Source organism: Saliphagus infecundisoli (assembly GCF_020177375.1).
Classification (GTDB): domain Archaea; phylum Halobacteriota; class Halobacteria; order Halobacteriales; family Natrialbaceae; genus Saliphagus; species Saliphagus infecundisoli.
The window spans coordinates 1-23,757 of sequence record NZ_JAIWHV010000042.1; the positions used below are offsets into that span (position 1 = coordinate 1).

At 57.3% G+C, this 23,757-nt stretch carries 28 protein-coding genes and 3 pseudogenes; 17 read left to right on the top strand and 14 right to left on the bottom strand.

Translation table 11 applies throughout. From position 1 onward, the window contains the following. Positions 1–473: 473 nt before the first annotated feature. Together LCF40_RS21410 and LCF40_RS21415 are read right to left on the bottom strand one after the other, a co-directional pair. Positions 474–818 (bottom strand): toxin-antitoxin system TumE family protein, encoded by a 345-nt coding sequence (locus LCF40_RS21410; protein ID WP_224830170.1) that lies wholly within the window; start codon positions 816–818, stop codon positions 474–476. A gap of 88 nt (positions 819–906) precedes the next feature. Further along, positions 907–1,425, bottom strand: coding sequence for a DUF7342 family protein (locus LCF40_RS21415; protein WP_224830171.1), 519 nt, complete (start codon positions 1,423–1,425; stop codon positions 907–909). A gap of 161 nt (positions 1,426–1,586) precedes the next feature. On the opposite strand from LCF40_RS21415, the gene LCF40_RS21420 reads away from it, so the two are divergent. The 4 genes from LCF40_RS21420 (at position 1,587) to LCF40_RS21435 (ending at position 5,201) form a co-directional block, all read left to right on the top strand. Next, complete coding sequence (locus tag LCF40_RS21420) at positions 1,587–2,045, top strand: zinc finger domain-containing protein (protein WP_224830172.1); 459 nt, start codon at positions 1,587–1,589, stop codon at positions 2,043–2,045. A gap of 194 nt (positions 2,046–2,239) precedes the next feature. After that, on the top strand, positions 2,240–3,244 hold the full coding sequence (locus LCF40_RS21425) for a hypothetical protein (RefSeq protein WP_224830173.1): 1,005 nt from the start codon (positions 2,240–2,242) through the stop codon (positions 3,242–3,244). A gap of 121 nt (positions 3,245–3,365) precedes the next feature. After that, the gene (locus LCF40_RS21430) at positions 3,366–4,550 is read left to right on the top strand and encodes a hypothetical protein (RefSeq protein ID WP_224830174.1); all 1,185 of its coding nucleotides are present in this window, start codon (positions 3,366–3,368) and stop codon (positions 4,548–4,550) included. A 90-nt stretch (positions 4,551–4,640) separates the two neighbouring features. Further along, a complete protein-coding gene (locus tag LCF40_RS21435; RefSeq protein ID WP_224830175.1) occupies positions 4,641–5,201 on the top strand; it encodes a TATA-box-binding protein in 561 nt (186 codons plus the stop codon). A gap of 44 nt (positions 5,202–5,245) precedes the next feature. Here LCF40_RS21435 and LCF40_RS21440 read toward each other — a convergent pair whose 3' ends face one another. Together LCF40_RS21440 and LCF40_RS21445 are read right to left on the bottom strand one after the other, a co-directional pair. Beyond that, positions 5,246–5,659, bottom strand: a complete 414-nt coding sequence (locus LCF40_RS21440) for a TRAM domain-containing protein (protein WP_224830176.1) — start codon at positions 5,657–5,659, stop codon at positions 5,246–5,248. A 134-nt stretch (positions 5,660–5,793) separates the two neighbouring features. Next, on the bottom strand, positions 5,794–6,069 hold the full coding sequence (locus LCF40_RS21445; RefSeq protein ID WP_224830177.1) for a PadR family transcriptional regulator: 276 nt from the start codon (positions 6,067–6,069) through the stop codon (positions 5,794–5,796). A 215-nt stretch (positions 6,070–6,284) separates the two neighbouring features. Between LCF40_RS21445 and LCF40_RS21450 the strand changes: the two genes are divergently transcribed. After that, the gene (locus LCF40_RS21450; protein ID WP_224830178.1) at positions 6,285–6,524 is read left to right on the top strand and encodes a DUF8129 domain-containing protein; all 240 of its coding nucleotides are present in this window, start codon (positions 6,285–6,287) and stop codon (positions 6,522–6,524) included. 161 nt (positions 6,525–6,685) lie between these two features. After that, positions 6,686–6,991, top strand: coding sequence for a hypothetical protein (locus LCF40_RS21455; protein ID WP_224830179.1), 306 nt, complete (start codon positions 6,686–6,688; stop codon positions 6,989–6,991). A 1,080-nt stretch (positions 6,992–8,071) separates the two neighbouring features. Here LCF40_RS21455 and LCF40_RS21460 read toward each other — a convergent pair. The 3 genes from LCF40_RS21460 to LCF40_RS21470 form a co-directional block, all read right to left on the bottom strand. Beyond that, positions 8,072–8,395 (bottom strand): hypothetical protein, encoded by a 324-nt coding sequence (locus LCF40_RS21460; RefSeq protein WP_224830180.1) that lies wholly within the window; start codon positions 8,393–8,395, stop codon positions 8,072–8,074. 190 nt (positions 8,396–8,585) lie between these two features. Beyond that, positions 8,586–9,119 (bottom strand): Rrf2 family transcriptional regulator, encoded by a 534-nt coding sequence (locus LCF40_RS21465; RefSeq protein ID WP_224830181.1) that lies wholly within the window; start codon positions 9,117–9,119, stop codon positions 8,586–8,588. 9 nt (positions 9,120–9,128) lie between these two features. After that, positions 9,129–10,091 carry a transcription initiation factor IIB gene (locus LCF40_RS21470; protein ID WP_224830182.1) on the bottom strand — a complete coding sequence of 321 codons (963 nt, stop codon included), beginning with the start codon at positions 10,089–10,091 and terminating at the stop codon, positions 9,129–9,131. Positions 10,092–10,236: 145 nt separating this feature from the next. Between LCF40_RS21470 and LCF40_RS21475 the strand changes: the two genes are divergently transcribed. Further along, positions 10,237–10,479 (top strand): hypothetical protein, encoded by a 243-nt coding sequence (locus tag LCF40_RS21475; protein WP_224830183.1) that lies wholly within the window; start codon positions 10,237–10,239, stop codon positions 10,477–10,479. A gap of 156 nt (positions 10,480–10,635) precedes the next feature. Here LCF40_RS21475 and LCF40_RS21480 read toward each other — a convergent pair whose 3' ends face one another. After that, the gene (locus LCF40_RS21480; RefSeq protein ID WP_224830184.1) at positions 10,636–11,313 is read right to left on the bottom strand and encodes a helix-turn-helix domain-containing protein; all 678 of its coding nucleotides are present in this window, start codon (positions 11,311–11,313) and stop codon (positions 10,636–10,638) included. Positions 11,314–11,642: 329 nt separating this feature from the next. Here LCF40_RS21480 and lrp point away from each other — a divergent pair, with 329 nt between their 5' ends. Further along, positions 11,643–12,104, top strand: coding sequence for an HTH-type transcriptional regulator Lrp (gene lrp / locus LCF40_RS21485; protein WP_224830185.1), 462 nt, complete (start codon positions 11,643–11,645; stop codon positions 12,102–12,104). A 1-nt stretch (position 12,105) separates the two neighbouring features. On the opposite strand, the gene LCF40_RS21490 is transcribed toward lrp, so the two are convergent. After that, positions 12,106–12,384, bottom strand: a complete 279-nt coding sequence (locus LCF40_RS21490; protein ID WP_224830186.1) for a hypothetical protein — start codon at positions 12,382–12,384, stop codon at positions 12,106–12,108. A 523-nt stretch (positions 12,385–12,907) separates the two neighbouring features. Between LCF40_RS21490 and LCF40_RS21495 the strand changes: the two genes are divergently transcribed. Beyond that, complete coding sequence (locus tag LCF40_RS21495; RefSeq protein ID WP_224830187.1) at positions 12,908–13,699, top strand: hypothetical protein; 792 nt, start codon at positions 12,908–12,910, stop codon at positions 13,697–13,699. A 113-nt stretch (positions 13,700–13,812) separates the two neighbouring features. Here the strand turns inward: LCF40_RS21495 and LCF40_RS21500 are convergent, their stop codons facing one another. Both LCF40_RS21500 and LCF40_RS21505 read right to left on the bottom strand, forming a co-directional pair. Beyond that, positions 13,813–14,034 (bottom strand): hypothetical protein, encoded by a 222-nt coding sequence (locus LCF40_RS21500; RefSeq protein WP_224830188.1) that lies wholly within the window; start codon positions 14,032–14,034, stop codon positions 13,813–13,815. Between the two features lie 66 nt (positions 14,035–14,100). After that, a complete protein-coding gene (locus LCF40_RS21505; protein WP_224830189.1) occupies positions 14,101–14,376 on the bottom strand; it encodes a PadR family transcriptional regulator in 276 nt (91 codons plus the stop codon). 178 nt (positions 14,377–14,554) lie between these two features. On the opposite strand from LCF40_RS21505, the gene LCF40_RS23380 reads away from it, so the two are divergent. The 5 genes and pseudogenes from LCF40_RS23380 to LCF40_RS21525 form a co-directional block, all read left to right on the top strand. Continuing rightward, a complete protein-coding gene (locus tag LCF40_RS23380) occupies positions 14,555–14,689 on the top strand; it encodes a hypothetical protein (RefSeq protein WP_263623808.1) in 135 nt (44 codons plus the stop codon). After that, positions 14,689–15,039, top strand: coding sequence for a hypothetical protein (locus tag LCF40_RS21510; RefSeq protein WP_224830190.1), 351 nt, complete (start codon positions 14,689–14,691; stop codon positions 15,037–15,039). Before LCF40_RS23380 ends, LCF40_RS21510 begins: the two co-directional genes overlap by 1 nt. Positions 15,040–15,188: 149 nt before the next feature. Then, positions 15,189–16,196 carry a DUF6610 family protein gene (locus LCF40_RS21515; protein WP_224830191.1) on the top strand — a complete coding sequence of 336 codons (1,008 nt, stop codon included), beginning with the start codon at positions 15,189–15,191 and terminating at the stop codon, positions 16,194–16,196. Between the two features lie 108 nt (positions 16,197–16,304). Further along, on the top strand, positions 16,305–17,237 hold the full coding sequence (locus LCF40_RS21520) for an ImmA/IrrE family metallo-endopeptidase (RefSeq protein ID WP_224830192.1): 933 nt from the start codon (positions 16,305–16,307) through the stop codon (positions 17,235–17,237). Positions 17,238–17,353: 116 nt separating this feature from the next. Further along, positions 17,354–18,054: pseudogene (locus tag LCF40_RS21525) on the top strand (ISH3 family transposase); the annotation flags it as partial. Between the two features lie 519 nt (positions 18,055–18,573). Here LCF40_RS21525 and LCF40_RS21530 read toward each other — a convergent pair. Then, positions 18,574–19,875 carry a hypothetical protein gene (locus LCF40_RS21530; protein ID WP_224830193.1) on the bottom strand — a complete coding sequence of 434 codons (1,302 nt, stop codon included), beginning with the start codon at positions 19,873–19,875 and terminating at the stop codon, positions 18,574–18,576. A gap of 271 nt (positions 19,876–20,146) precedes the next feature. Here LCF40_RS21530 and LCF40_RS21535 point away from each other — a divergent pair, with 271 nt between their 5' ends. Further along, positions 20,147–20,440, top strand: coding sequence for a hypothetical protein (locus LCF40_RS21535; RefSeq protein ID WP_224830194.1), 294 nt, complete (start codon positions 20,147–20,149; stop codon positions 20,438–20,440). A 388-nt stretch (positions 20,441–20,828) separates the two neighbouring features. Here LCF40_RS21535 and LCF40_RS21540 read toward each other — a convergent pair. After that, positions 20,829–21,062, bottom strand: a pseudogene (locus tag LCF40_RS21540) (hypothetical protein); the annotation flags it as partial. 45 nt (positions 21,063–21,107) lie between these two features. Continuing rightward, entirely contained in the window at positions 21,108–22,448 is a 1,341-nt protein-coding gene (locus LCF40_RS21545) for an ISH6 family transposase (RefSeq protein ID WP_224830195.1), read from the bottom strand. Between the two features lie 50 nt (positions 22,449–22,498). Here LCF40_RS21545 and LCF40_RS21550 point away from each other — a divergent pair, with 50 nt between their 5' ends. Further along, positions 22,499–23,482, top strand: a complete 984-nt coding sequence (locus tag LCF40_RS21550; protein ID WP_224830196.1) for an IS701 family transposase — start codon at positions 22,499–22,501, stop codon at positions 23,480–23,482. Positions 23,483–23,515: 33 nt separating this feature from the next. Beyond that, positions 23,516–23,757, top strand: a pseudogene (locus tag LCF40_RS21555) (transcription initiation factor IIB); the annotation flags it as partial.

Consider the following 23,757-nt stretch of genomic DNA (forward strand, 5'->3'; position numbering starts at 1 on the left):
GACGTATCTCTTGGTTCTGGGTCTATTTGCTCGCATCAGGTTGAGCTTGCGCAGTCTACACACCCCTTTCCAGTGCCCCTCGCAGTGGTCTCGCTCTCCCCAGCTTTATCAACTCAGAACGCAACAGTCTATAACCATGAGGTATCGGGCCACAAATAGCTATCCCTCCGCATCAGTACCGCGATACTCGAGGAACTTTACAATCATCCTGCACCCCGGGAGACGCTAAGGTCTCGAGTTTAGAGAGAAACGCTGATCGCGAGAGCGGGATTATCTAGAGCCAACTCGAGAAATCGGTGAAGCCCGAGCCGTCTGTCCAGACCGATCCTCTCGACGGCTTCGAGGGCTGAGACCCCACTGTTGAGGATTCCTGCACCTGTAGGCGTGTAGAGGATCTCAATCGGGGACCCACATCGCACACGTGATCGACGACCACGGCCCTGAGCCGGCCCCGTTTCCGGTGATGTCTCGGCCTACTGCTGCTCCCACAGCGCCTCGATACGCTCCTCGAGACGATCGAGAACGAGCCGACTCACGTCGCGATGGTCGTCCGGCCAGTGAGCGTTCTCCGCGTCGGTGCGGCTCGCGGCCGGGGGCGGATGGAAGTGATCTCGCGAGTTGTGCGCGTTCGGATGCCGGTCCCATCGGCACTTCCACGCGCTGTCCCGCCGTTCCTCCTGGTAGTGGAAGGTGAAGTCGTCGTTGCGATACCAGCGAATCTCGAAGCGAGCAGACACCTCGGTCGGGTAATAATCGCCGGACAGCTCAACGCGGAGGTGCAACTTCCCCTTCTCAACGATTTTCGCCGACTCGAACATCCGATTCCCAACGAATCGGGAACGCATACGCTCCAACACGGCCCGATCTATCGGTGCAGGACTCGCACCGTCATCCACCGGCACCATCTTAGCCGTGCAACGGGGCTGTCGAGCCAGCGGCCTTTCTTCGGGCGCGTTCGTGGAGTTGACGCTCCTCGATGACGGTAGCCCAATCACCGAGATCCACGTACACGTCGTCAATCCGTTCCGCGTCGAACTCGAGGACATCGACTGCAGCGGGCGAGTCGACACCGTATTCGTCGCGGTACTCCTCGATCTGGTCGGTGAGCTCCGACACGCGGGCCTGCAGCTCGTCGATAGTGTTCTCCCGCGATAGCTCGTTGACCCGCCGCCACTCGAAATAGTCGTCGTTGCGTTCGTACCTGACCGGCCGGCCTTCGTGGCGAATGACGATGCCGAGATCGGCGTAGAACGACAGGTGTGTTCGCGCCGATTCCTCCGAACAGTCCGCCCGCTCAGCGATCTCGGCGGCCGTCAGCGGCTCTCGAGTGTGTAATACTGCTCCGTACACGCGCTGCTTCGTATCCTCGCCTTCAAAGGGCCTATCGAACGGGGGTGGACCATCGCGGCGAGCATCTCCAGTCATACTTCCACCAACGGGACTAAACCATATATTCCTTTCTCTGTCCAAAATATATTGTTCATCGTCCTGGTCACGATGGGATCTCCTATTCGCTAACAGGGAATCTTCTCGTGAAGTCAATTCGGCTTCGGTGTGTTGTTCGTCGGTCCCGAGGGTCGAGACCGATGACCTCAGACATTGACCCAGTGAAAGCCGCTGTCATGTGCGAAGAGTGTGGAATTGCACAGCCCTACCATCCAGTCCTCGCCGTCGAGTGTCCCGACTGTGGCGCCGCACCCGGTCGGAAATGCCAACGACCGAGCGGCCACCGGGTCCGCAATCCACACGCGGATCGGGTCAACGCCGCGTACGACGCGGGTTACACAAAGTGTCCATGCAAAACGGACAACGCCGTCATCTGTGCCGGCTCAACCGTCCCCGAGGACGTCCCCTTCGACACCGACGCGGTCACGATCGAAGCCACACCCGACGAGATGGACCGACTCGATCCCGATGTTCTCCCCGAACTGCCCTGTTCGCTGGGCGACGACGGACTCCCTCCAGCCGGATCCCAACGTGCCCGACAGTCGAACACGACCGAGAAATCAAATAACCAACAAACACTCACAACCTTCGAGGACTGAAATACCGCCTTGCTCGACAGCACGCTGGTTTTCGAGGACTATCGTCGCATTATGTAGTTACCCCACAGGGCAGACAATCCGCGGCACGTGGGGTAACTGACTTCAGACTGTCCAAGCACCGATCGGCGGGCGTTCAGTTTCACTTTCACCGCGGTTCACGGAGATTAACGAGACTCCACCACGAACCATATCACATGAGCTACTACGATGACGACCGCTGGGAGTTCAACCCCGAAGGTGAAGGCCGAATCGAGCCTGATCCGACCAACTCGACCGCTGTTGATGATGGCAGCTACGAGCGCGGCGACGACTCCCTCGATGACGACCACCTGAGCTATCCGGATACGCCCGGCCCCGAATCCAACGATGACGAACCGAGCGAACACCGCTGTGCGTGTGGTGCCCCGCTCGATCCTGGCAGAACGAAATGCGACTTCTGTCTCACGAGGGAAGTCGAGTACGAGAATCGCGAGGTGCCCGACACCGACCGTGAAGTCAGAGGCGTGATTCACGTCCTCGTCGACGCGAGCAGCGAAGCCAACGCCGTCTGCATCGCCCAAACCGTGTTCGAGGATATCGCCGACCACTCGTCCGCTCCGTCGATTGACGGCATCGACGAGTGCGAACTCGTCGCCGAACTCGATGGCGACCTCGTCGATCGGTTCGCTCAGGAATGGGGCCAACTGCCCGCTGCGGCCCCAGTCGCCTCGAGCGCCGGCCAGCGCCAACTCGATACGATCCGACAGAACGCCGGCCACGACTACCTGCGGGCGAGAGATGGCGACACCGAGGACAATCGCCCGACGCTCGATCCCGTCCTGTTCGACGCCGACGGCAACCCCATCACCGATATCGAAGACGTCGGTCAGCTGATCGCCGGAGGCACGCTCGACCGCACAAGCCTCGAGTGGGAGACGGTCGACGCCGGCGACAAGGGCGGCCAAACCTGGATCGTCCCCGCAATCGCTCTCGAACACGCGTCTGTCTCCGACGCTACTCGCGATCAGTCTCATGACAGCCCGACGCGCTGCCTCCTCGAGTGTCGCGAGTGTACCGAAGAGACCCGCCATCGCTTCGACGGCTTCAACGCGGTTCCGAATCCGACGTGGGAGGACGATCCCGTCTGGAAGTGTACTCGGTGCGGACTGGCTCGACACGGTCCCGTTCCGAGTGCTTCGACAGCAGAATCTCACAGCTAATACTGAGAGCACTCTCGTACGTCAGCCGCTTCCCGCTAGAGGTGTTGTTTTGCCCCCGAGAGGGGTGCAGGGCGAGCGAGAGCAGTTGGCGAGTGACGAGTCAACGTCCGAGGTGACTCCAATGAATCAACCAGACACGAGTACGATCTTCGCTGGTCTCGATGGCCGGTCAGACGCACAGCTTCCCGACTGGTACGCAAGCAGCCACGACGTCGGCGACACCCTACCGTCGTTCGCCGAAGCGATCCGTGACCTTCCACGTGCGGTCGACACCGAGGTCGCGTACAAGAATCCTGTCACTGGACAGTGGGTCGAAACCGATCGGTTCAACGCCATCGTCGAACCATCACGACTCCGTAACCACGCACGCACAGACGGCGGCACCACGCCTGGATCGGACCAGAAACAGGTTGATCCCCTGTTCCACGTGCCTACTGACTCTTACACGGTCCTCAACCCACAGACGGTCTACAACCCTCTCGAAACGCTCCTTCGAGACTCCGAACTCGACGGAACGCCGTTCGCGGACATCGTGTTCGGCGAGATCCGTCAGTACCGAGCCGGCGGCGAAGTCCACATGGACATCATGTTCGACGGCCTCGAAGCGACCCTTCCCGGTGACGATCGAGAGCCGATCACGATGGGCGTCACTTCCGGCTACGACTTCTTCGGCGGCCACGCCGTCTACGTCGAAGGTTTCGCCCAGGACGGCAAATGCTCGAACTCGATGCGGTCGCTCACGGACAAGCAGATCGTCAAACACGTCGGTGACGTCCGAGACTTCGAGGACTGGTGGGAGCAGATCCTCACCCAGCTCGAACTGGTCGCCGACGACCTCGTGCGGTTTATCGAGGACGCCCAGGAGATCGACCTCGAGTTCACCGACCTCCCGTTCACGGTCGAGGAGTTCTACACCCTCCTCGAGTTCCCCGAGTATCTTGCCGAACGGGCCGCAGATGACGCGCTCGCGAACGCTGACGATCCGTTCGTCATCGACCTCTGGACACTGCACTCGGGAGCGACCTACGCGCTCACGCATTTCTTCCGTGGCCGCGAGGGCGGCTCTCTCGACAGCTACGTGCGAACAGCAAACGACATCTTGTTCAACCCCCACGGAACGATCGAACAGGTCGAACGCGCCTATGAAGCCCAACAGAGTGCGAGCGGCAGTGACCAGCAAGCACTTGAGGGTGAGTGCGGCTTGGCCCGGATCGAACAAGCGACGGCGGGCCTCCAGGCCGACGTCGAACAGTTCGAAAGTCGCGAGGAAGCGCTCCGTGACCGATTCCAGACCGCGATGGAGTGACCTCTCAGAGAGACTGGCTACGAGGAAGGCCCGAATAGGACAGCGAGCAGTAGAACTATATATTAATCTCAGACAGGCGTAAAGGAAGGGATGGGAGATCTTACAGAGACGCTGTCGGTCGAAAACGTCGTTGGCTCTACGGCCCTCGAACAGGAACTTGACCTCGAATCACTCGCCGACGATCTCGACGGGGTGTCGTACAATCCGGACCAGTTCCCGGGATTGGTGTCGCGAACAACTGATCCGAAAGCAGCCTCACTCATCTTTCGATCGGGGAAGGTCGTCTGTACAGGCGCGTCCTCCACCGAGAACCTGACTGAGGCAGTCGAGCTGACGTTCGGCAAACTCCGGAGACTCGGACTTGACGTTCCCGACGATCCAGAGGTGACTATCCAGAATATCGTGACCAGCGGCGATCTCGGAACGCGGCTCAATCTCAACGCAATTGCGATCGGATTCGGGCTGGAAGCCGTCGAGTACGAACCCGAACAGTTCCCCGGACTGGTCTATCGGTCCGATGAACTGGACGTGGTCGTCTTATTGTTCGGGAGCGGCAAACTCGTCATCACCGGTGGGAGCCAGCCTAGTGATGCAGAAGACGCGATCGAGGCCGTTCAGGCGCGATTGATCGATCTCGGACTCCTCGAGTAACACGTGCATCCTGTCGGGTCACGCCAGTGAATGCTCGAGTGCGTTCACTCGTGAAGGGTCGGCTCGACGTGTTCGATGACCTCACCGAATGCAAGATTCTCTTGGACGTTTCTGATTTCGATCGTGACCCGATCACCGATCTCGGTTTCGGGGACGATGATCACGTACCCCCGTTCAACGCGAGCAATACCGTCGCCCTGTTTCCCGATGTCTTCGATATCCACGGTTCGTCGATCGCCCTCGGCGATTGGCGGTCCCTGATCATCCCGTTTTGCTGACTGCTCCGCGGTCTCTCGCGGTGATGACTCGCCGGATTCGAGCAGGGCGACTCGATATACGGTGCCCGCTTCGACATCACCGACTGTGAGTTCATGAGCAGGGACCTCAATCCGATATGAATCGTCTCGGCTGTCGACCTCCGCACTGAACAGACAGAGTAAGTTCTCAGAAATCTCCATGTGAATGCTCTGTACGCGCAGAGTGTACAACGACGCTCTTGAGTCTACTGGTCACACGACTGATCGAGTAACTGCCCGAGAGCTGGTCCTCCCGTGGGTGGAAATGGAGGGATTGGATCGGGAAACACACGACGTTAGAACTCGACGTATTGATCTTCCCAGTCACGCCGTTCGTGGAGTTGGTCTTCTCCAGCCTCGGTGATCGCGTAGTAGTTCGTCCGTCGGTCGAGTTCACCCTTCTCGACGAGATCCTTGTTGACGACCGTATCGAGGTTTGGATACAGCCGCCCGTGATTGATCTCGCTCTCGTAGTCGGTCTGTAACTCCTCTTTGATAGCCTGGCCCGAGGGACGATCGAACCCGGAGATAACGTACAACAGATCCCGTTGAAAGCCTGTGAGATCGTTCATTGGTCAACCACAGTAGGAGTCCAATAGAGGAACTGTTTGTTATTCTGATCATACAGTACTGCTCGGAAGCGAAGAATCAGTTCCTCGGCCCATTAGAGCGTCAGTCATTCACGACTATCAAAATGGGAACAACAGTTCTGCAAAACGGGAGCAGACAGAGTGTACCGTTCCCTGGAGTTGTTCGTTACCCCGGGAGGGGTGAAGTGAGATCAATCATGGGCGACGACGCCGATCGGACTCCGAGCCGAGAGGAGAACAGCCGGTCAGGACTGACACCAAAACAACGGCTTGGGACAGCGAATCCACGCCTCTTGGACGCGTGCATCGTCACGATCCACAATATGGAGACGCTCCAGGAGTGTGTCGCCTACGAGAACCAGCACGAACAGCGCGTTCCAATCCTCGAGATGCTTGCCCGGCGTGCCGAAGAACTGCGTGAAGAAGACGAGTCGTGAGTGATCCTACAGCCCGTCTCAGCGATCCCAGCGAGTTGACTGGGTTTCGTCGCCTTGTGCAACAGCAGGTGGGGACCGGCAACGATGTTGCACAAGGCCCAGCAACTGGCACCGTCCGGTGGTGTCGTTCCTCCTCAGAGAGGGGGTGGAGGGTTTCACAGATGTCTGATCGTCCTGAGATCACGATCCAGCACCAAGCCGCGTTCACCGACGATGGTGAGCTCGAACTAACCGGAGAAAGCGTCGCAACCTCCCTCGAGGATTTCGGTGCCGACGTCAGCCATCGCGACCAAGAGTCGCGTCTCGATCGACCCGCTGCCAGCGAGTTCGGCGTCGACGACCGCGTCGAAGTGCGCCAGTCGGAGGCCGACGACACTGATCAGACATCGTTGTTCGCGGATACGGCCGACGATCAACAGACGCTCACGGGCGAGGACGCCAGCGCACAGTTCCTCTTTGATGACTGACCACCAATCTCGACGGGCAAACGCGAGAACACGCGTTCTCGCGCTGGCTGCAGCGAGCCCGGATCCATCGACCGTCGAGGGGTACGGCCACGGCGATCCGTGCCCCCGCTGTGAGGCGGCAGTGTTAGCAGGTCGATTCAACGGCGAGGACGACTCGTATCTCGAGTGCGAGCGGTGCTTGTACCGTCCAGGTCAGACCACCACGAGTTCGTAACCAACCGCGTGGTGGTGTTGATCCACCTCACAGAGGGATGGAAGGTTCCACAAATGGCAGATCAACCAGACGAAACGCCAGTACAGTCCAACAACCAGGTACGGCTTGTAGTCACGATTGACGAGAGCACTCTTCCTGACGGTGCTTCCCCAACCGATCTCGCTACGCCGAGTCGCGAGCTCGCCGCTGAGGACATCAGCCTCAGCACGGGCCACCAGTACACAGAAATCGACGATCGTTGTCCAGAGTGCAACACGAAACTCGAATTGACCAGGGTCCGACCCGATGCAGAAAACGGCGCACACGCACCCACCCGCTGCCCAGCAGACCACTGTCAGTGGGCCGGGACTGCGGTCTACCGATTGATCGACCTCGAGCAGCGGGCTGACGGGGTGCCCGAAAGTGCCGTCGCGAACGGGGACGCACAACCCACGTATTACCCCTACTGAAATGCCCTCGATAGACCCATTCGCCGACTGCGAACTCGGAGCCGAGGACGTTCTCGGCACGCGAACGTTCGAAAACGTGCTTTTCACGTCCGAAACATCAACGCCAGTAGACGTCCGGACCGGCGAGACGCCCGACCGTTCGATCGCGACTCTCGAAGACGTACCGCCGGTGATTGAGGGACAGTGTGGCGGTGGGGGAAAGGTAGCACCCCATGACTTACTTGTGTGGCGACCCGCGGATACATGATGCCATCTTCAGATGTTCAACAGTCAGCGTCGGCCATCGGATGTGATGCATGCCGGTCTGCCGTCCAGTCTGGCGGTCAGCAAGACATGTCGTTTCTCCTCCTAGATCAGCTTACGATCCCCGTCCTCAGCTGCGACGAACACCTCGAGCAGTTCTCTTCAGTCTGTGGATTAACGTCCGAAGACACAGCCGATCTCCTGTCTCATCGACCGGCTGGCGGAGTGTCGTGTCCCAGTTGCCGTCTCGCCCCGTACAATTCGTCGCATCCCTTGGTACAGGTGCAGGATGGGGCGATCATCCCGATGGCGTGTCCGAAGCACCAGTCCGAGATCGTCCAGCGGTTCCACACAGGGGTTCAGACCCAGCACCAACTGACAGCTAGTCTCGATACCAGCACATCCCTGTAAAACCTGAAATCCCGTTACCGAGTCGATGCCACCGATGTTCTCGGCGATGACCTCGACTGGCGTCTCGATCGACTCTGCTACGGACATACACCCATTCAATTGCCCGCTGTGTATAAATGCGGTTCTCTATACCGCCTCCGGATCCTTGTTTTCGTGGCCTCTTAGACGAAGACCCCACTCATATCCGATTGTCCAGTGGTCTACCCTCTCGGTACGTCAGTCGCTTCAGGTGTCTTTTGTGATAAATTCCAGAGGTGAGAAGGAGGTAGTCACCCGCTCAGTGGGTCGGCTCTTCGGCTGGGGCAACCATGCCGTCAACCTGTATAATGAGGATGTTATTCGTGTCATCTTTCCCGTCGACGCTGCCCTCGATCTTGAGCTTCGAGAGCGGCGTCGGCCCCACGGCAACGGCGTCATCCTCGTGGAAGCCATCGATCGCCCCCTGGATGCGGACCTCCGCCCGGCAGAGGTCGGGATGGTGGATACTCGAAAGATCGACCCCCTCGACGATGACGCCCTCGATGTCCTCGCCTTCACGTTGGAGCGGGACTGATTTGGGGTCGTCTATCTGCTGGATCTCCAGGGTCTCGTAAGCCGTCGCCGTCGGCTTGTAGCCGCCTTTCGGCCCAGGGATGCCTTCGACTAACTGGAGGTCCCGCAGGCTCTGCATCTGGTTGCGGATCGTGCCGGGGTTGCGATCGATCTGCTCGGCGATCTCCTCGCTTCTAATCGTGTCTTCGGACTCGTCGTGGAGGTCCACCAATGCCCGGAGGAGCGCTTTCTGTCTCATCGTCAAATCAATTGATGGCATGTGGGATCCTTAGGAAGACGGCAGTCCCATTGCTTCGATCTGTTCCTGGTAGCGATTGCGAATCGTGACTTCCGTGACGTTAGCGACGTCTGCGACCTCCTGTTGGGTTTTCTTCTCGTTGCAGAGTAACGAGGCTGCGTAGATCGCCGCCGCCGCAAACCCGGTCGGCGATTTCCCCGAGAGCAATCCCTTCTCGGCTGTGGTCTCGATGATGTCCTTTGCTTTCGCTTGGACTTCTTCGCTGGCCGCCAACTCCGAGCAGAATCGCGGGACGTACTCCACCGGGTCGACAGGCCTCATCTCAAGGGAGAGTTCGTTAGCGACGTACCGATACGTTCGCGCGATCTCTTTTTTCTCAACTCGGGAAACGTCGGTAACCTCCTCGAGACTCCGCGGGATGCCCTCTTGACGACAGGCCGCATACAGACAACTTGTTGCGACGCCCTCGATCGATCGGCCACGAATGAGATCTTCCGACAGGGCTCGGCGATAGATCACACTGGAAACCTCGCGTACTGATCCGGGAACTCCCAGGGCGGAGGCCATTCGATCGGTCTCGGTAAGTGCGAACTGAAGATTACGCTCGCCGGCGTTTTTGGTCCGAATGCGCTCTTGCCATTTGCGCAGTCGCTGCATTTGCTGGCGTTTGTCCGACGACAGCGAGCGCCCGTAGGCGTCTTTGTTCTTCCAGTCGATGGTCGTCGTCAAGCCCTTGTCGTGCATCGTCTGGGTGGTCGGTGCCCCCACGCGTGACTTCTCACTACGTTCGGTGGCGTTGAACGCTCGCCACTCAGGTCCATGGTCAATGTTCTTTTCCTCAACAACTAAGCCACACTCCTCGCAGACGATCTCACCCTGATCTTCACTCGTGACGAGGGCAGTCGAGCCACACTCGTCGCAGGTTCGTTCGTCCTGTTTTTCGGCCTGCGTCGAGTTCTTCTTCTGTTCACGTTGGCGGGTGGGACGTTCCATGTTACCAAGGGAACCATTCTGAAGAACCTTAAGGTCTCCTTTCAAACAGATGCGACTCTCATCTCGTCAGCAGGGCTTGCTGGCGAACGTCTGTTGTGGCAGGTACAGGCATCATGCTCACGCCGCTGGCACTCAAACTACAGGTGTGGATGATCCTCCGTCTGATACTGCGGATGACGACGAGCCGTGGATCCTGATGGAGTGGTCGTTGTGGGACGAGCGAGACGACGAACAGACCGGCCGCCGTATCAGGGTCGTCCCGTACGATGGTCCAGAGGGAGCGTGGAAGGCAATACTCGAAGCCCAACCCCATGCCGAATTCTGGGTCGAACGAGCCACGATCGGATATGGGGATTCACCAGCTGATTTCGACGTCGTCAAACCATAGGAGAAGATCGTGGGACGTCTGTTGTGAGACAGGCATGGTTGATGTACCTCCGATACAAGCCTGTATCGCTATGAGCGGTCGCTAACCGTCGTCGTAGAACAACAGAATGACTAGCTTGTGAGTTCGTGATCACGTCGTTGTCAGCAGGCCCCTGCGTTAATGGGCGATCTCGTCGTGACCGGGCTGTCCGATCTGTTCGCTGGCGAGGACCTTGTTCGCCCGTCGGAGGCGCTCGGAAAGTGCTTGGTGCGAGATGTCGAGTTCGGCGGCCAAGTCCTCGAGGGAGATCCGGCGAGGAACGTCGTAGTAGCCCCGGTCGTAGGCTTCGTTGATTGCCTCTTCTTGAGCTTCGGTGAGTGCTGCGGTTTCCTCAAGGTCAGCGTTGCGGCCGGCCTCGACCATCCGCTTGACGTCGACGGTGATCCCCTGGTCCTCGAGTTCGCCTACTGTCTCCGAGAGGAGGTCGCGTTCGGGGAAGAGCAGGCGGAACGTCCAGTTGCTGGCCGAACACTGTGCGTCGAGGATCGTCCCGTCGTTCGAGAAGATCGCCGAGCACATGTTATCAACTCCGGCAGCGTACTCGATCCGGTACAGCTTCTCATCCGTGTCGGAGTCCTCGAGGAGACGGTCGAATTCGGTGACCGATGAGTCGTCGGCAAGTGCATCCTCGATTGCAGCCTGCGGTTCGCCGGAGATCCAGACCAGTGGCATTGCTTGCTGGGGACCGTCGGCGACGATACTTTTGATCCGGATCTCGAGGTCGGGCAGCGCCTCGAACGTCTCGGCGAGCGCAACCTCATTGGAGGTAAGGGCGAGTTCGGTGACGGTCGTCATGCGGCCTCACCCCCTGTCCGATTAGACCCGTCCGTTCGACCGGGCGACCGATACGCGAGCGACACACCGCCACTATCGGCTAGCTGGGTATAGGTCATGATTGGAACGGATAGGTTCCGGGCCGACAATTCGCGGCCACCCGGATCGATCCTGTCCATCGATACATCTCCTGACCCGTTGCGTTGTAGCCCTGACTATTCCAGCGGTTTATATAGGGAAAGATAGCTCGAGACAAGGCCGCACCCGCTCTGAATGAGGACCCACCCACCCGTCTCTCTGTCAACGGCCACGCGCCACAGTATAGTAGCTGGATGGGATAGTCCAGGGTGATGACGTACGAGAATCTCGATGCGGAACTCGTGAACGCGCTGTTGGACGACGGCCGGGCAAGCCTGCGGAGCCTCGCTGAGGATCTCGATGTCTCGGTGACGACCGTCTCGAATCATCTCTCAGACCTCGAAGAGGAGGGCGTCATCGAGGGGTTCACTCCACGGCTCAATTACGATGCGCTCGGCTTCGACGTCACGGCAGTCATCCAACTCAAAGTTGAAGGGGACGCCCTTCCCGATATTACTGATCGGCTTCGCGACTTCGAGCAGATGACCAATGTCTACGAGGTCACGGGCGACTACGACGTGATCGCGATCGGTCGGTTCCGAGACACGGACGAGATGAACGACCAGATCAAGGCCTTATTGACTGATCCCGATATCAACGAATCCAATACGAGCATCGTCCTCAACGCCGTCACCGAAAATGAACAGTTCGAGCTAGCTCTTGAAGGCGACTGAGCTATCGATTGGTCACGGACACGAGCGGCCCAAGAGACGAAGTTCGTTGGACTCGAGATCTGTCATCGGTGTCGCCATCACTCTCACTAGACGAGACACTGAACACGTAGTCGGATGTGACGCCGGTGAGCTGGTTGTCGTCGGTTTCGACGAAGAGCACGATCTTCCCGTTGTCTTCTGGGGCTTGGACAACTGTCCCCGTTCGCGACACCGTGTTCCCTGACCGCGTCGATTCGTATGCGACCTCGACCTCATCACCAGGTTCAAGTTCGTCATTCATGCTCAGATTTCGAGTGCGAGGGGTTTATCGCTTTTTCCTTCGGTTCCTCTGGAACTCAACATACGAGTACCCAACTCACCGCCTTTGTCAGCGGATCGGCGGCTACACAGGGTAGCTCGCAATTTCTGTCGAATTGCAGACCGGGCACTGCTCAGTTTCACGGTCAACAGTGGTTCCACAATGGCGACACTCATATCGGAGAGCGGATGGCTTGCGGCGACCAACGGCTGCTTTGACTCGCTGCGTAAGTGGGCACATAGTAGTACGTCGAACGACCTTCTGGCAGTTCGATACTCGCGATCTCTTCGCTGTACTCAGCCTGAGCAGCGGGGTCTGTTCCCACGCTGTCTGTCGGTAGTTGGGATGAAGAGCGGCGAGTGTAAATAGGCTTTCCAACCACAGTGGAAGTGGTTCTGAAAACAGGATAATGGCGGAGATGTGGGAGACGCTCACTACGGCTTCCGCGCGTCATCACGCCCGCTCGTGGTGTTGTTCACCCCCCTGTGAGGGATGGAGGATCGAAATGACGCACGTCACGAACCAATCAGTCGAATCGTTCTATACATGTCTCGAGACGGGAGACAGTTCGGGGTGTTCCTGTCCGATCCACCGTGGTCGCGACCGCGAGCCGTTCATCGCCCCACTTGGATTGTCTTTCGCCGACCGGGTGAGTGTCGAACCGATCACGCGCCAGCAAGCCGCTACAATCTACGACGCTCACCACGCCTACATGGACAGCCTCCCGTCGGTGAATCTCGCCCACCATGGCCTCCACTACCGGGGCGAGTGGATGGGCGCGATAACGTACCGTTACCCGCTGCTCTCGAAAAAGCGACTTCACTTCGGACCTGACGGCGAGCTCCTCCCCGAGCCGATCAGTGACTCCGACATCGACCGACTCCCACCCGAGTTACGAACCACCGCTCGGCGGATCATCCCCACTGTCAGCGACGCCGACGTCGCGGCTACGACAGTAGTCTCCGGCGATACGATCGTCGAGGCGGCACGAGTCTGTCTCGGCGTTCGGATGGCGAATCTCGCGAGCGCGACCCTCGCCCGCAGCCAAGAGCAGTTCGTTCAGAGTCCCGCCTGTGAAGATGACGTACGCTACCTGCTCACGTTCGTTCGTGCGGACTACGACGGGGCGATGATTCGGGCGCTGCGAGACAAAGGGTGGATCTGCACCGGGTGGACGAAGCCCTCCCAGGCAGGGAATCGCGAGGAAAAGCCGATCCGCGAACGGTACAAGTGGCGGTTTTTCTGTCCGATCGACTCACCCGAGTCGCAGTCAACGTTCGAGAGGTGGTCACCGTGAGCTGGTTTGCTGACAGAGGGGGCTTCGGCTCCCTCGAGGAGGTCAACGCCCACGACTGAAGCGAATATCTCGGCCGGGGTGTACAGTAGGGTCGAACCCGGAACCCGGATCATTTACGTCTCGTCGGTCGCTGCGTCTTCGTCGTCGCTGCCGGTTGTCTGTTCCCGCCCGATGCCGGACTGGAACTGTGCGGACTCCGGGTTGCTAAAGGTGAGCCAGTCGTCGCGCTGGAACTCTCCGGGATGTTCCTCGTTGATGTGGGAAGTGAACTCGGTTGTTTCGCGGGTCGTCCTGGTGCACCCGGCCGAGGGACACTCGAGGAGCTTGTCGGGCATTATAGTGTAGCGTCTTTCAGCGCTGGCCTCACCAATGTTCGGGTCCCGGTGGGTGATCGCTGTCACTTAGAGGGCGACGTACTGGTCTTCCCACTCGCGGCGCTCTCGGATTGCGTCGTTTCCGGCGTCGGTGAGTGCATAGTAGTTCGTCCGGCGATCGAGCTCGCCCTTCTCGACGAACCCGCATTCAACGAGTTCGTCGAGATTCGGGTAGAGCCGGCCGTAATTGATCTCCGAATCGTAGTACTCCTCGACCTCGTCACTGACCGTCTGACCGGAGGGCTTGTCGAAGCTGGCGATGACGTACAAGAGGTCGCGCTGGAATCCGGTGAGGTCGTTCATACTAGGAAATGGAGTTTAAACCATACAAAACTACCGTTTTTATAATAATAACGGATGACCTTTGGTGTTTCTTCCGGACGCTCAGTGTGTTGTTCGGACCCTCTGAGGGGTGGAGGGTTTCACAGATGCCACGACAGCCAGAACCGGCAGTACAGACCACGAGAAGAGGCGAATACTGATGTTCGACAATCTCCCACCGGGCGTTCGTCCAGCGGACTGCGAGCCCGATGAGCCCGATCTCCCGGCTGATCCAGACCGCTACTACGAGGCCCGGATCGAACGCGAACTCGAACAGGAGATGGAGGCCCGCTGATGGGCGCTGTCACCTTCGAGACGCTTGCGTTCGGCACGACCGCCGACGAGGCGTTCACCAGCGCTGTCGAAGACGCGAAACACATGCACGGCCACAACGGCTACACGGGAACGATCGCCGAGAAAACGTCGTTCACCATTATCCCCGAACACGAGCACAAGGGCCGCCAGAAACGGACCGTCGCCCGTGAACTGATCGACCAGGGAGATCAGCGAATTCAGCGCAAGCGAGGTCCCGCTGGCGCGATCAACTGCTCTGGAACGAAGGCTGCAAACCGGTATCGCGAACAGCACGGACTCGAGGGCACACACGGCGACGTCTGGCTCTTCTTCGGCTGGGCCGCCCACTAACCGATCGACATGGGATGGTGTGTTGGTCACTCTCCTGAGTGCTGAGAGAGTCGAACTGGGTCCCTCAGAGTTACCCCACACGTGCCGGCGACGATTCCACTCGTGGGGTAACTGAGCGGCAACTCACCGTCCTCTCCGCGAACTAACCGATGTCACGATCAGCACACCCCACGGCAAGCAGTGGCGACACCGTTCCAGAGGTCGAACACGCTCAACAGGCAGAGTACGTCGCCTTCCTCCACCGTGCACCGTTCGCCGTCGACGCTGCGAACATGGGGTTTCTCACTGGCTATCGTGAGGACTGTTCCTACCAGCAAGGCCAGTACGTCGATCTCGAGCTCTCGGTGGGGATGCTCGATAACGACTTTCGCAATCCCGATCTCGAGCGCTATATCGAGCGCTTTCGTGAGTGTGAACCCACCGTCGGCGTGATCGGTGATGCATATTCTCCAGAAGAGGCCAACGAATACGTCCAGGCAGTCCGAACGCTCCAAGAGGAGTATCCCGACACCGAGATCATCATCGCCCCCAAGTGTCGAGAGGCACTCGACGTCATTCCCGACGATGTTACACTGGGATACTCGTGCGGGGCCGCAGACCTCCTTGCTCACGAGTTCTCCGACCCTGCAGACTGGCGCGGGCGGCGCGTCCACCTCCTCGGTGGCAGTCCACACAAACAACTCGACGCGATCGAGCAGCTGACCCAGCCAACGCTCACCGGGGATCCACCTGCTCAGATCGTCGGTGTTGACTGGAACGGGCTGCATCGTGGGGAGCAGTTCGGCGAGTTCTGGACCGCTGGCGGCTGGGACGACAGCGGTCGTAACGCCGATCACGTCACCGTTCGGAAGCTTGTGCGTCACAGCCTTGGTCGGATCAAAGCCTTCTGGCAAGCACAGGGCGTCTGGCCCGAGACGAAACCGTACGGCGACAGCGAGCCTCTTGAGTACGGAGGGCCGACACCGAACGATCTCAAACGATCGGCGTGTACAGCCTGTTCAGCGAACGTCTGGACAGCTGAGCGTGGCCCGATTGTTGCCGAGTACGGTACTGGTGACGTTCGAGGGTACTGCTCGCACGAGTGCTACTTCGAGCACCGAACGCGGAACCGCCTCGAGGAAGCCGTCGACGAACGCAGTGTCTTCCTCCCCCAGTGAGCCAGGTTTCACTTGAAAACCGGTGTGCTCCGCACCGTGGTGTTGGTAGGCCCCTGAGAGGGGTGAGGCGCTTTCGAGCAGGCGAGAGCGTCAACACGAGTGATTCCAATGTCCGTGAATACAGAGTCGACAGCATCGTTCGACGAGACCGAGACGCGAAGCGACGAGATGAACAGCACGATCGAAGAATGGGTCGAAGACCTTGCGAACGACGTCGACGAGGCGGCGGCCAGTGCGGAGTTCCAAGAGTGGCTCGACGTCCAGAGTCGCTTCCACGATTACTCCCACCGCAATACCCTATTGATCAAGCTGCAGTGCCCCGAGGCGAGTCGTGTTGCTGGGTACAACACGTGGCGCAACGAGTTCGACCGACATGTCCAGGAAGGCAAGAGCGCGATCTGGATCTGGGCTCCGATCATCACGAAGCAGTGCCCCGAGTGCGAAAACTCGCCCAGTTACCACGACAATAGCGATTGTGAGTACGATGAGACACCGCCCGAGGAGTGGTCGAAAGGCCTCGTCGGGTTCAAACCCGCTTCTGTCTTTGATATCTCCCAAACCGAGGGAGAACCGCTGCCCGACCTCGAAACCGAGGCGACTGGTGACCCCGGGGGGCTGGTTCCGGCTCTCCTTGAGAGTGCGGACTCGCTCGGGGTCGAGACTCGGATCGTCCCTCCCGAAGAGTGGAGCTACGGGGAAGCGAAGGGCGTCTGCAAACGCCGAAGCATGATGACGATGCATCCGCAAGTCGAGGTCCAAGATCGAGAGAATCAGGCCGATCTCGCAAGTACGCTCATCCACGAGTACGCCCATGCGATTCTCCACTTCGAGGTCGAAGACGAAACCGAGCGGTCGAAACGCGAAGTCGAAGCAGAGGCCGTCGCCTACGTCGTCGGGCGGTACTTCGGGGTAGACACGAGCGGATCGGCGTTCTACCTTGCTGCTTGGAGCGGTGACGATGCAGAGGCAATCACGGGTCGACTTGGACGGATCAGCCACACGGCACAAGAGCTGATCGACACGCTCGAGGAGCAGTACTGAATCGCAATACCATCTGTCGTTAGCTAAGCCTCCAAGTGATACTCAATATAGAATGATGCGCCGTAGTCTCAGTACTTCACAAAGCCAGTTAGTTGAGGCGTCTGCTTGCCGAAGGTGTGTCTAAGACCAAGCAGCAAGCAGACGGTGAAATCCACGAGGACCAGCTTCTTAACTTTCTCGTCAACAGTCTCACCGACGCGTTCTCGCTCGAGCTCGGCGAGAACGCTGAGATCGATCCTGAAGAGATCTTCGAGGTCCTCGTCGGCGCGACCGCCGACGGGACCTCGATTTCCACCCTCTGCGAGAAGAGTGAAGATGCTCCCTCTGGCAACGGCGTTCTCCATCATCTCCGGACCAAGTTCGACCTCGAAACCGTCGAATCTACCGGGAACGCGCTCCTCCAACAGGATGTTCTCGAAACCCTCCCTGAGCAGGTGGAGGTCGTTCAGACCTCCACCTGCGCCCCTACTACGGTGACGAAGACGAGACAGACGGCCTCTACTACAAGGAGGCTAAAGCAGGAACCACCGCGTTCCACGCCTATGCGACACTCTACGCACGCGTGAACAACAAGCGATACACCTTGGCGGTGCGCCGTCTCACCGACGGTGACACCGCCAGCGATGTTCTCACTGAGTTCCTTGGAGTGCTCGAGAACTTCGAGTTCGACGTCAAAGCGGCCTATCTCGACAGCGGCTTCTACGACGGGAAGTGCCTCACATTGCTCCAAGCGCACAATTTCGCGTACATCGTTCCGGTCATCAAGTGGGGAAGCAAGATCAAGACCGAACTCAGCCAGGGCTGGAGTCGTGAGATCGTGGAGTGGTCACTGTAACACCTGAATATCCAGGAGAAGTGTGGGGATTCAGTTCCCAGCGACGCTCATACGCTTGTTCAATTGAGAACTCCCCGGAGTGAGAAGTACGTTGAGGAGAGGTCTGTGATCCGTATTCATCCGTTGCGCTAATCACTCCGAGATCTCACGACTCCAGCCGTGGCTTAGACACACCTTCAGCAAGCAGACGCCTCAACTAACTGGCTTTGTGAAGTACTGGGTTGTGATGCGCCGTTGTTTGATGCGGTAGATCCGGGATGCGTTGGACAAGCTTGTCACCACTGCTGACGGTATCTTGCTGTCGTTCCAGGTCAACGGGTATTCGGTCGATGTCAATGCTTCTACAGTAGTCGTTACCGGGAGCTGAACAAGAAGCAGTGATCGCGTTCGACATCGAATTGATTGTCTTCAGTTAGAGGCGCTCGGTCCGATCAATGTAGAGGCCAGTTGTTGTGAGAATTTATCGGACAGGAGAAGTCCGAGATGGCGGAGATTAGAAAGTTATTCGTCCGGATGTGAGAAACATGATATGATACCAGGTGCGTCAGAAATATCTGCATTTCCATATCCAATATAAAATGGATATTCTGGTGGTGACCCGTATCCATCATTCTCGAGAGAGAATTCTTTTGCTTCCATCTCAATATCTACACTTCCATCGTTGTTCACTCCAATAACACCACATTTTTCACTAGCTGAGGAGGAGAACTGATCTAACAGAGTGATTGCTTTATCCGTATCAGAAGCAGGAATGGCGAGATAAATATGGGTCAATCCACCTCCCTTCGTGTATTTAACAAGTTGCTCGTTAAGCCGTTCTGTTGAATTTAATCCAGAACGAGTCTTCGCCTCAATCCCCACCACTTTTCCTCCAGACTCCATTATTTCTGTTGCTGTTGTGCCACCATCAAAGGAGAGAAGATCGATATTGATTGAAGTATTCATCAACACTGGATCTTTCCCTCTTTTTGAATTTGGTAATGCACCTTCAGGGAGTCCTCCAAATTCCTGCCAGACCGCATGATGTAGGGATGATTCATTTGTGACTGGTGAAATTGTCCGTTCACGGGGGAACAAGCCAGCCTCCCGAATAACACGTGGATCAGTAGACGGTTGAGATGTGAGAAGTTCACCGAGATCTTCATTGATTTTGGTCCGCCCTCCCATCTTTACTTGTTCAACATCTAATGGAACTTGAACAACACCGAACTGCTTCGTATATGGAAACCAGTTAATAGCATCTGAAATAGTTGAAACCACGTCTTCGATATTTGGATTGGTGGGTTGATGTTCTTCCTCAAACCCGCTCTTCCAATTTGGCAATTGGCTCATCCATTGTTCAAAGGTCCGATTATCCTCAAGCCTGCGGCCCCCTTCAAGCTGAATTTCAAGAATGTTCGGGTTTTCCTTCTGTATTCGATTGGTTATCTGGCTGGGATCAACCCCTTGGTCGATTAATTGGTGCGCCCCCGCTGCTGCTTCATAGCATTTCCCATGATCCAAAAGGTAGTGATAGTCATTATCCTCAACAAGGCTTAAAAAGTTGTCAACTTCATAAGACGCGAAGAAGATACGATCAAGATAGCCGCTTTCAAGATATTTATGAAGTTGTTTGATTGTGGATAGATTGATATTGCTTGCTCCCTTCACTTCGTATCCCCAGTGTTCACCATCCGGGGTTTCGGCAAGTAAATCAACTCGGCCTTTATCAAGAGTGACTTCAGGCCAAACATCATATCCTTGGGTTTCTTCAAGCCACAACCATAATCGGTGTTGAATTTCAGCCTCGATAAAACTCGGCATAATATTGACTGTTGCTCCAGCATAATGTTACTTTCCATCACCTCTAGAATAGAAAGGGGATGGAAAAAGGCCAAGACGGAAGCAGGGAGTGATAGTCGTAGTGTCTGCCCACGTCAGGCCAGTTGGACCGGCACCGTGTTAGCATTTCCCGAGTTTCGGGCATGATTAGCGGACGAACCCGGCAGCAATACGCTGTGGAAAAACCGCGGATGCACTGGGTTTCCTGTGCCGCCGTCTCTGAGCTACCCTTCTAGATTATTTCTGGTAATAGATGAGTTATAAAACCATCCCTTGGACAATTCACAGTGTGAGTTTGTTTGAAAAGTACCGACGATGGAGTGCAAAACAGACGCCGTCACTGTTGGCCGGACTCGTGTTTCTGGGCGGTGGAGCGGCGTTCATCGGAAACGCACCAATCGAGGGCTATTCCTCAACCCTGTTTGGACTGTTCCTGATGCTGGCTGCGATCGTAACCCATCTTGAATCGACGAACAATCAGCAGGCTGAGCGGGTTCGACTGCTCGAGGAGGCTGGCCAACGCGGAGGTGGCAGTGAACCGTATTGAGAACAGTTTAAACGCTGGTGACTCCGAGGACTGATGACGATGTAGAGGAGGCAGTCTACAAACTGGCAGAAGTAACCGAGGATCTACTATTCAGGATAGAAAACGAGAAGATTCTAACCAAACACCAGCGCAAAGGAGGGTAAAGTCTGGTGAATGAAGCGCGTCATGCAGTACATGATGATAGCGCTCTGAATTCTCCTACGGAGGACGATGAATGATGTTAGCGCGGTTAAAATCCTTACTCACTTTGAAAATCTGACCTGGTTTGCGTGCCATAATTGCGAGTATCTATGACACGCTCTATCTCATAATTCAGCTTTCGAGATGAATGTATCTTCCTTCCTAGACGTCTCTGTTAAGGAACACCGAGATCTGTAAAGAAGGGATGTCAGTACTGGTTTTGCACCTTATCCATCTTACACTGAACACAGAGATCGTCAGCAAAACAGGAGAGATTATCATAGGGGCAATCATACTCCTCAACATTGACCGACAACCGGCGTTTTTCGTTCTTCCATACCGTCTCCCACCGCTCAATATCCATCTCAGCGGATGAAAATACTACGTCGTCATCTCGATCGATTATTTTCGTAGTCGTTACCGAGCTTTGTTTGTCCTTGACAATTTCGACCGCCTCTCTAAATGATGGGTCGCGTCGCAAAGCGGTCTAGAGTTTCCCTCTGGTAGCCTCAATTGAGAGGTCACAGTTGATTGCTGTTTTGGTTGATCGGTTGAGTAGTTCGTCGAAGAAAGTGCGGTAGTGATCGGGATCAGCGTACTTCACCAGCCGAAGTTGGAGCAGCGCTTCTAATCCCTCCGCTGTCCAGCGCATCCACTGATTCTTGCATCGCTTGGCGACCTCTCCCATCGCTCGTTCCACGGGGTTCGAGGTCCACGGCACCTCGAACCCCTCGATTGCCTTCTCAGCGAACGTCAGTATCGACGGCAGCCACCGCCGAAGATACCCCGCAGCCTTCCTCGAGCCGTACTGCGAGAGCTGCCAGGCCGTCTTCTCGATGCGCTTGGTCGTTCGCGCGATCCGGTTGCGGATCGCCGCGAACTCTTCTTCTGGACGATGGGTGACAACCGAGTTCTTCAGATGGAACACTTCGCCAACCACCTCCGAAACGATCTCTCTGCGCTGATCCAGAGAGAACACAGCGTCGTCCCAGAGATTGTAGTAGAGCGTCCGTCCGACGTGGACGAGGTCAAGTTGGTGTCTTCGATTCTCGTCGGTGAACGCCGTGACGATACTGGTGTCACCGTCACTGACGACCGTCGCGTCGTCAGTGACTGCGTCGATGGCATCGAGATCGGACGCTGTGTCGTTCCAGTCAGCGTTGACCGAGAGATCCAGCAGAGACCGGGAGTTATCGGCAGTATCCTCACCAAGCGTGGCCTGTACGGAGTGGTACGAGCGGTCGTCGTCCTGGCTGTGGCACTTCGTGCCATCAGCCACGACGGCATCGGCTTCAGTTCCGGCCACACAGTCGGGAAGGAACTGCTTGAGCGTAGAGCCGTATTCTTTGGCTCGGCGGTTGATGGTGGTCGGCGACGGCATCCTCTCGAAGATGCCGTCGCCGTGATCGGCTGCGTCACGATAGCTGAGGGAGGTAGCGAGATCGACGCTTGTGGCTGCGATGTCCGGTTGATAGCGGTTTTGGCCGTCGAAGTCGAGAACGTCTTCGACGGGCCGGAAATAGCTGGATTGGTCGTGGCCAGCGGCAGTATCTTCGACGTAGTGAAGGGAGAACTCGTGTTCTCCGGCGGTTGTGACGGCTGTACGGGTGTCGGTGCCAGCTCGTTGGAAGCGGTGGTCACCGTTTCCGGGGGCGTGTTTTTCGCCGCAATATGCCTCGACGCGGCTCGCGTCGAGGCTTTCGACCACGGATTCGAGGATCACTGACTCAATGTCTTGATCAGTGAGGAACTCGGCGAGCATGGCGAGCGGTATCGTTTTGTGGTCGTCGATGCTAATCGTGAACCGCACGTCGATTGTGGCGTGCATGGGGCACCTCGGGTGGACACCAGAGGTGACCCCGTCCTCACGGGAGTCAGTTGCTACTGAACTCTAGAGGACTTTGCGACGCGACCAAAAAGTGGACCGGTGATGACCCATCAGTCTACGACGATCAACAGGAGGAAGAATGGTATGCCCGCCTCCGAGAGGAGACGGGCATACCTGGGGAAATCTCGTATCTCCCGAAGTACGTGATCGGTGGCGATCTGATCGAAGCGGCTGCACCAACTGTTTCTCACGCGTGTATCGTGGCAGACTCCGGATATGGCAAACGTGGACCGTTACGACAACGGCTCCGCACACTAAACGAACCGTACGTCTTTGAACTCGAACCCGGTCGTCAGCACATGATTCCCGAAGATACGGAGTTGATCGAACCTGGGCCGACGCCGGGCCGCGGCCCAGCGCGGCAATACCTCACGATCCCCGAGTCAGTGACGCTACAGACCCCTAAAGAGATTGCTGCAACGATCACCAAGGATGACTGGACAGAAGTGAGCTGGGCGCAGGGAAGCAAGGGAATATTGTCTGGATGGTTTGCTCGACAGCGCGTGCAGGTGGTGAAAAACGTCCACGAGCGACGGGTATTCGATGAAGTCGGCTGGCTGCTCTTGCAGAAAGAGCAGCCAGCCAACGAGGACTCATCGATCAAAGCCTGGATCTGCTGGGGATTGGACGACTCCAGTCTTGAGGAGTTAGTCTCGTGGGCACATATCCGCTGGGCTATCGAGCAGTTCCACAAGGAGTCCAAGGAAGTGTTAGGTGCCGATACGTACCAGGGACGCACCTGGAAGGGCCTGCATCACCACCTGGCCGTGGTGATGCTGGCCCATGCATTCATTGCTGAACAACGGTTACTCACCGAATCAGATGGCACAGGTCTGGAATCGTTCAAGGGCGTGGCTCGCCGCCTCACGTTGGAGGCGGCGACCCAGCGACTGATAGACCGTCATCGATTCTCTCGCGCGCAGGCGGGCGAAGTTGCTGAAGATATGCTCAGAGGATTCTCCGGATGGTGGTAAACCGCGGAAGTAGGATTAGCTAAAGACCAATGCTGTTCAGAGTTAGCGACCAGTGAAGAAGTCCAGGCGAAAGCGAAAGACATCATTGAGAGGACGGCCCAGAAGGGGCTGCTTTCGGGGAAGTCACCAACGGGGTTTGCGGCGGCGGCGATCTACGCCGCATCGTTGCTCTGCAACGAAAAGAAAACTCAACAAGAGGTCGCAGACGCCGCTCAGGTCACCGAAGTCACGATTCGAAATCGCTACCAGGAACAGATCGAAGCAATGGGCCTGAC

Bases quoted from the DNA above. Each gene is read 5' to 3' on its own strand.
- LCF40_RS21465 (WP_224830181.1), bottom strand. From the start codon at position 9,119: ATGCCATCAATTGATTTGACGATGAGACAGAAAGCGCTCCTCCGGGCA.
- LCF40_RS21420 (WP_224830172.1), top strand. From the start codon at position 1,587: ATGACCTCAGACATTGACCCAGTGAAAGCCGCTGTCATGTGCGAAGAG.
- LCF40_RS21455 (WP_224830179.1), top strand. From the start codon at position 6,686: ATGTCTGATCGTCCTGAGATCACGATCCAGCACCAAGCCGCGTTCACC.
- LCF40_RS21410 (WP_224830170.1), bottom strand. From the start codon at position 818: ATGTTCGAGTCGGCGAAAATCGTTGAGAAGGGGAAGTTGCACCTCCGC.
- LCF40_RS21440 (WP_224830176.1), bottom strand. From the start codon at position 5,659: ATGGAGATTTCTGAGAACTTACTCTGTCTGTTCAGTGCGGAGGTCGAC.
- LCF40_RS21430 (WP_224830174.1), top strand. From the start codon at position 3,366: ATGAATCAACCAGACACGAGTACGATCTTCGCTGGTCTCGATGGCCGG.
- LCF40_RS21470 (WP_224830182.1), bottom strand. From the start codon at position 10,091: ATGGAACGTCCCACCCGCCAACGTGAACAGAAGAAGAACTCGACGCAG.
- LCF40_RS21450 (WP_224830178.1), top strand. From the start codon at position 6,285: ATGGGCGACGACGCCGATCGGACTCCGAGCCGAGAGGAGAACAGCCGG.
- LCF40_RS21515 (WP_224830191.1), top strand. From the start codon at position 15,189: ATGTCACGATCAGCACACCCCACGGCAAGCAGTGGCGACACCGTTCCA.
- LCF40_RS21460 (WP_224830180.1), bottom strand. From the start codon at position 8,395: ATGTCCGTAGCAGAGTCGATCGAGACGCCAGTCGAGGTCATCGCCGAG.
- LCF40_RS21545 (WP_224830195.1), bottom strand. From the start codon at position 22,448: ATGCACGCCACAATCGACGTGCGGTTCACGATTAGCATCGACGACCAC.
- LCF40_RS21490 (WP_224830186.1), bottom strand. From the start codon at position 12,384: ATGAATGACGAACTTGAACCTGGTGATGAGGTCGAGGTCGCATACGAA.
- lrp (WP_224830185.1), top strand. From the start codon at position 11,643: ATGACGTACGAGAATCTCGATGCGGAACTCGTGAACGCGCTGTTGGAC.
- LCF40_RS21530 (WP_224830193.1), bottom strand. From the start codon at position 19,875: ATGCCGAGTTTTATCGAGGCTGAAATTCAACACCGATTATGGTTGTGG.
- LCF40_RS21500 (WP_224830188.1), bottom strand. From the start codon at position 14,034: ATGCCCGACAAGCTCCTCGAGTGTCCCTCGGCCGGGTGCACCAGGACG.
- LCF40_RS21445 (WP_224830177.1), bottom strand. From the start codon at position 6,069: ATGAACGATCTCACAGGCTTTCAACGGGATCTGTTGTACGTTATCTCC.
- LCF40_RS23380 (WP_263623808.1), top strand. From the start codon at position 14,555: ATGTTCGACAATCTCCCACCGGGCGTTCGTCCAGCGGACTGCGAGCCC.
- LCF40_RS21495 (WP_224830187.1), top strand. From the start codon at position 12,908: ATGACGCACGTCACGAACCAATCAGTCGAATCGTTCTATACATGTCTC.
- LCF40_RS21435 (WP_224830175.1), top strand. From the start codon at position 4,641: ATGGGAGATCTTACAGAGACGCTGTCGGTCGAAAACGTCGTTGGCTCT.
- LCF40_RS21425 (WP_224830173.1), top strand. From the start codon at position 2,240: ATGAGCTACTACGATGACGACCGCTGGGAGTTCAACCCCGAAGGTGAA.
- LCF40_RS21505 (WP_224830189.1), bottom strand. From the start codon at position 14,376: ATGAACGACCTCACCGGATTCCAGCGCGACCTCTTGTACGTCATCGCC.
- LCF40_RS21415 (WP_224830171.1), bottom strand. From the start codon at position 1,425: ATGACTGGAGATGCTCGCCGCGATGGTCCACCCCCGTTCGATAGGCCC.
- LCF40_RS21510 (WP_224830190.1), top strand. From the start codon at position 14,689: ATGGGCGCTGTCACCTTCGAGACGCTTGCGTTCGGCACGACCGCCGAC.
- LCF40_RS21520 (WP_224830192.1), top strand. From the start codon at position 16,305: ATGTCCGTGAATACAGAGTCGACAGCATCGTTCGACGAGACCGAGACG.
- LCF40_RS21535 (WP_224830194.1), top strand. From the start codon at position 20,147: ATGAGTTATAAAACCATCCCTTGGACAATTCACAGTGTGAGTTTGTTT.
- LCF40_RS21480 (WP_224830184.1), bottom strand. From the start codon at position 11,313: ATGACGACCGTCACCGAACTCGCCCTTACCTCCAATGAGGTTGCGCTC.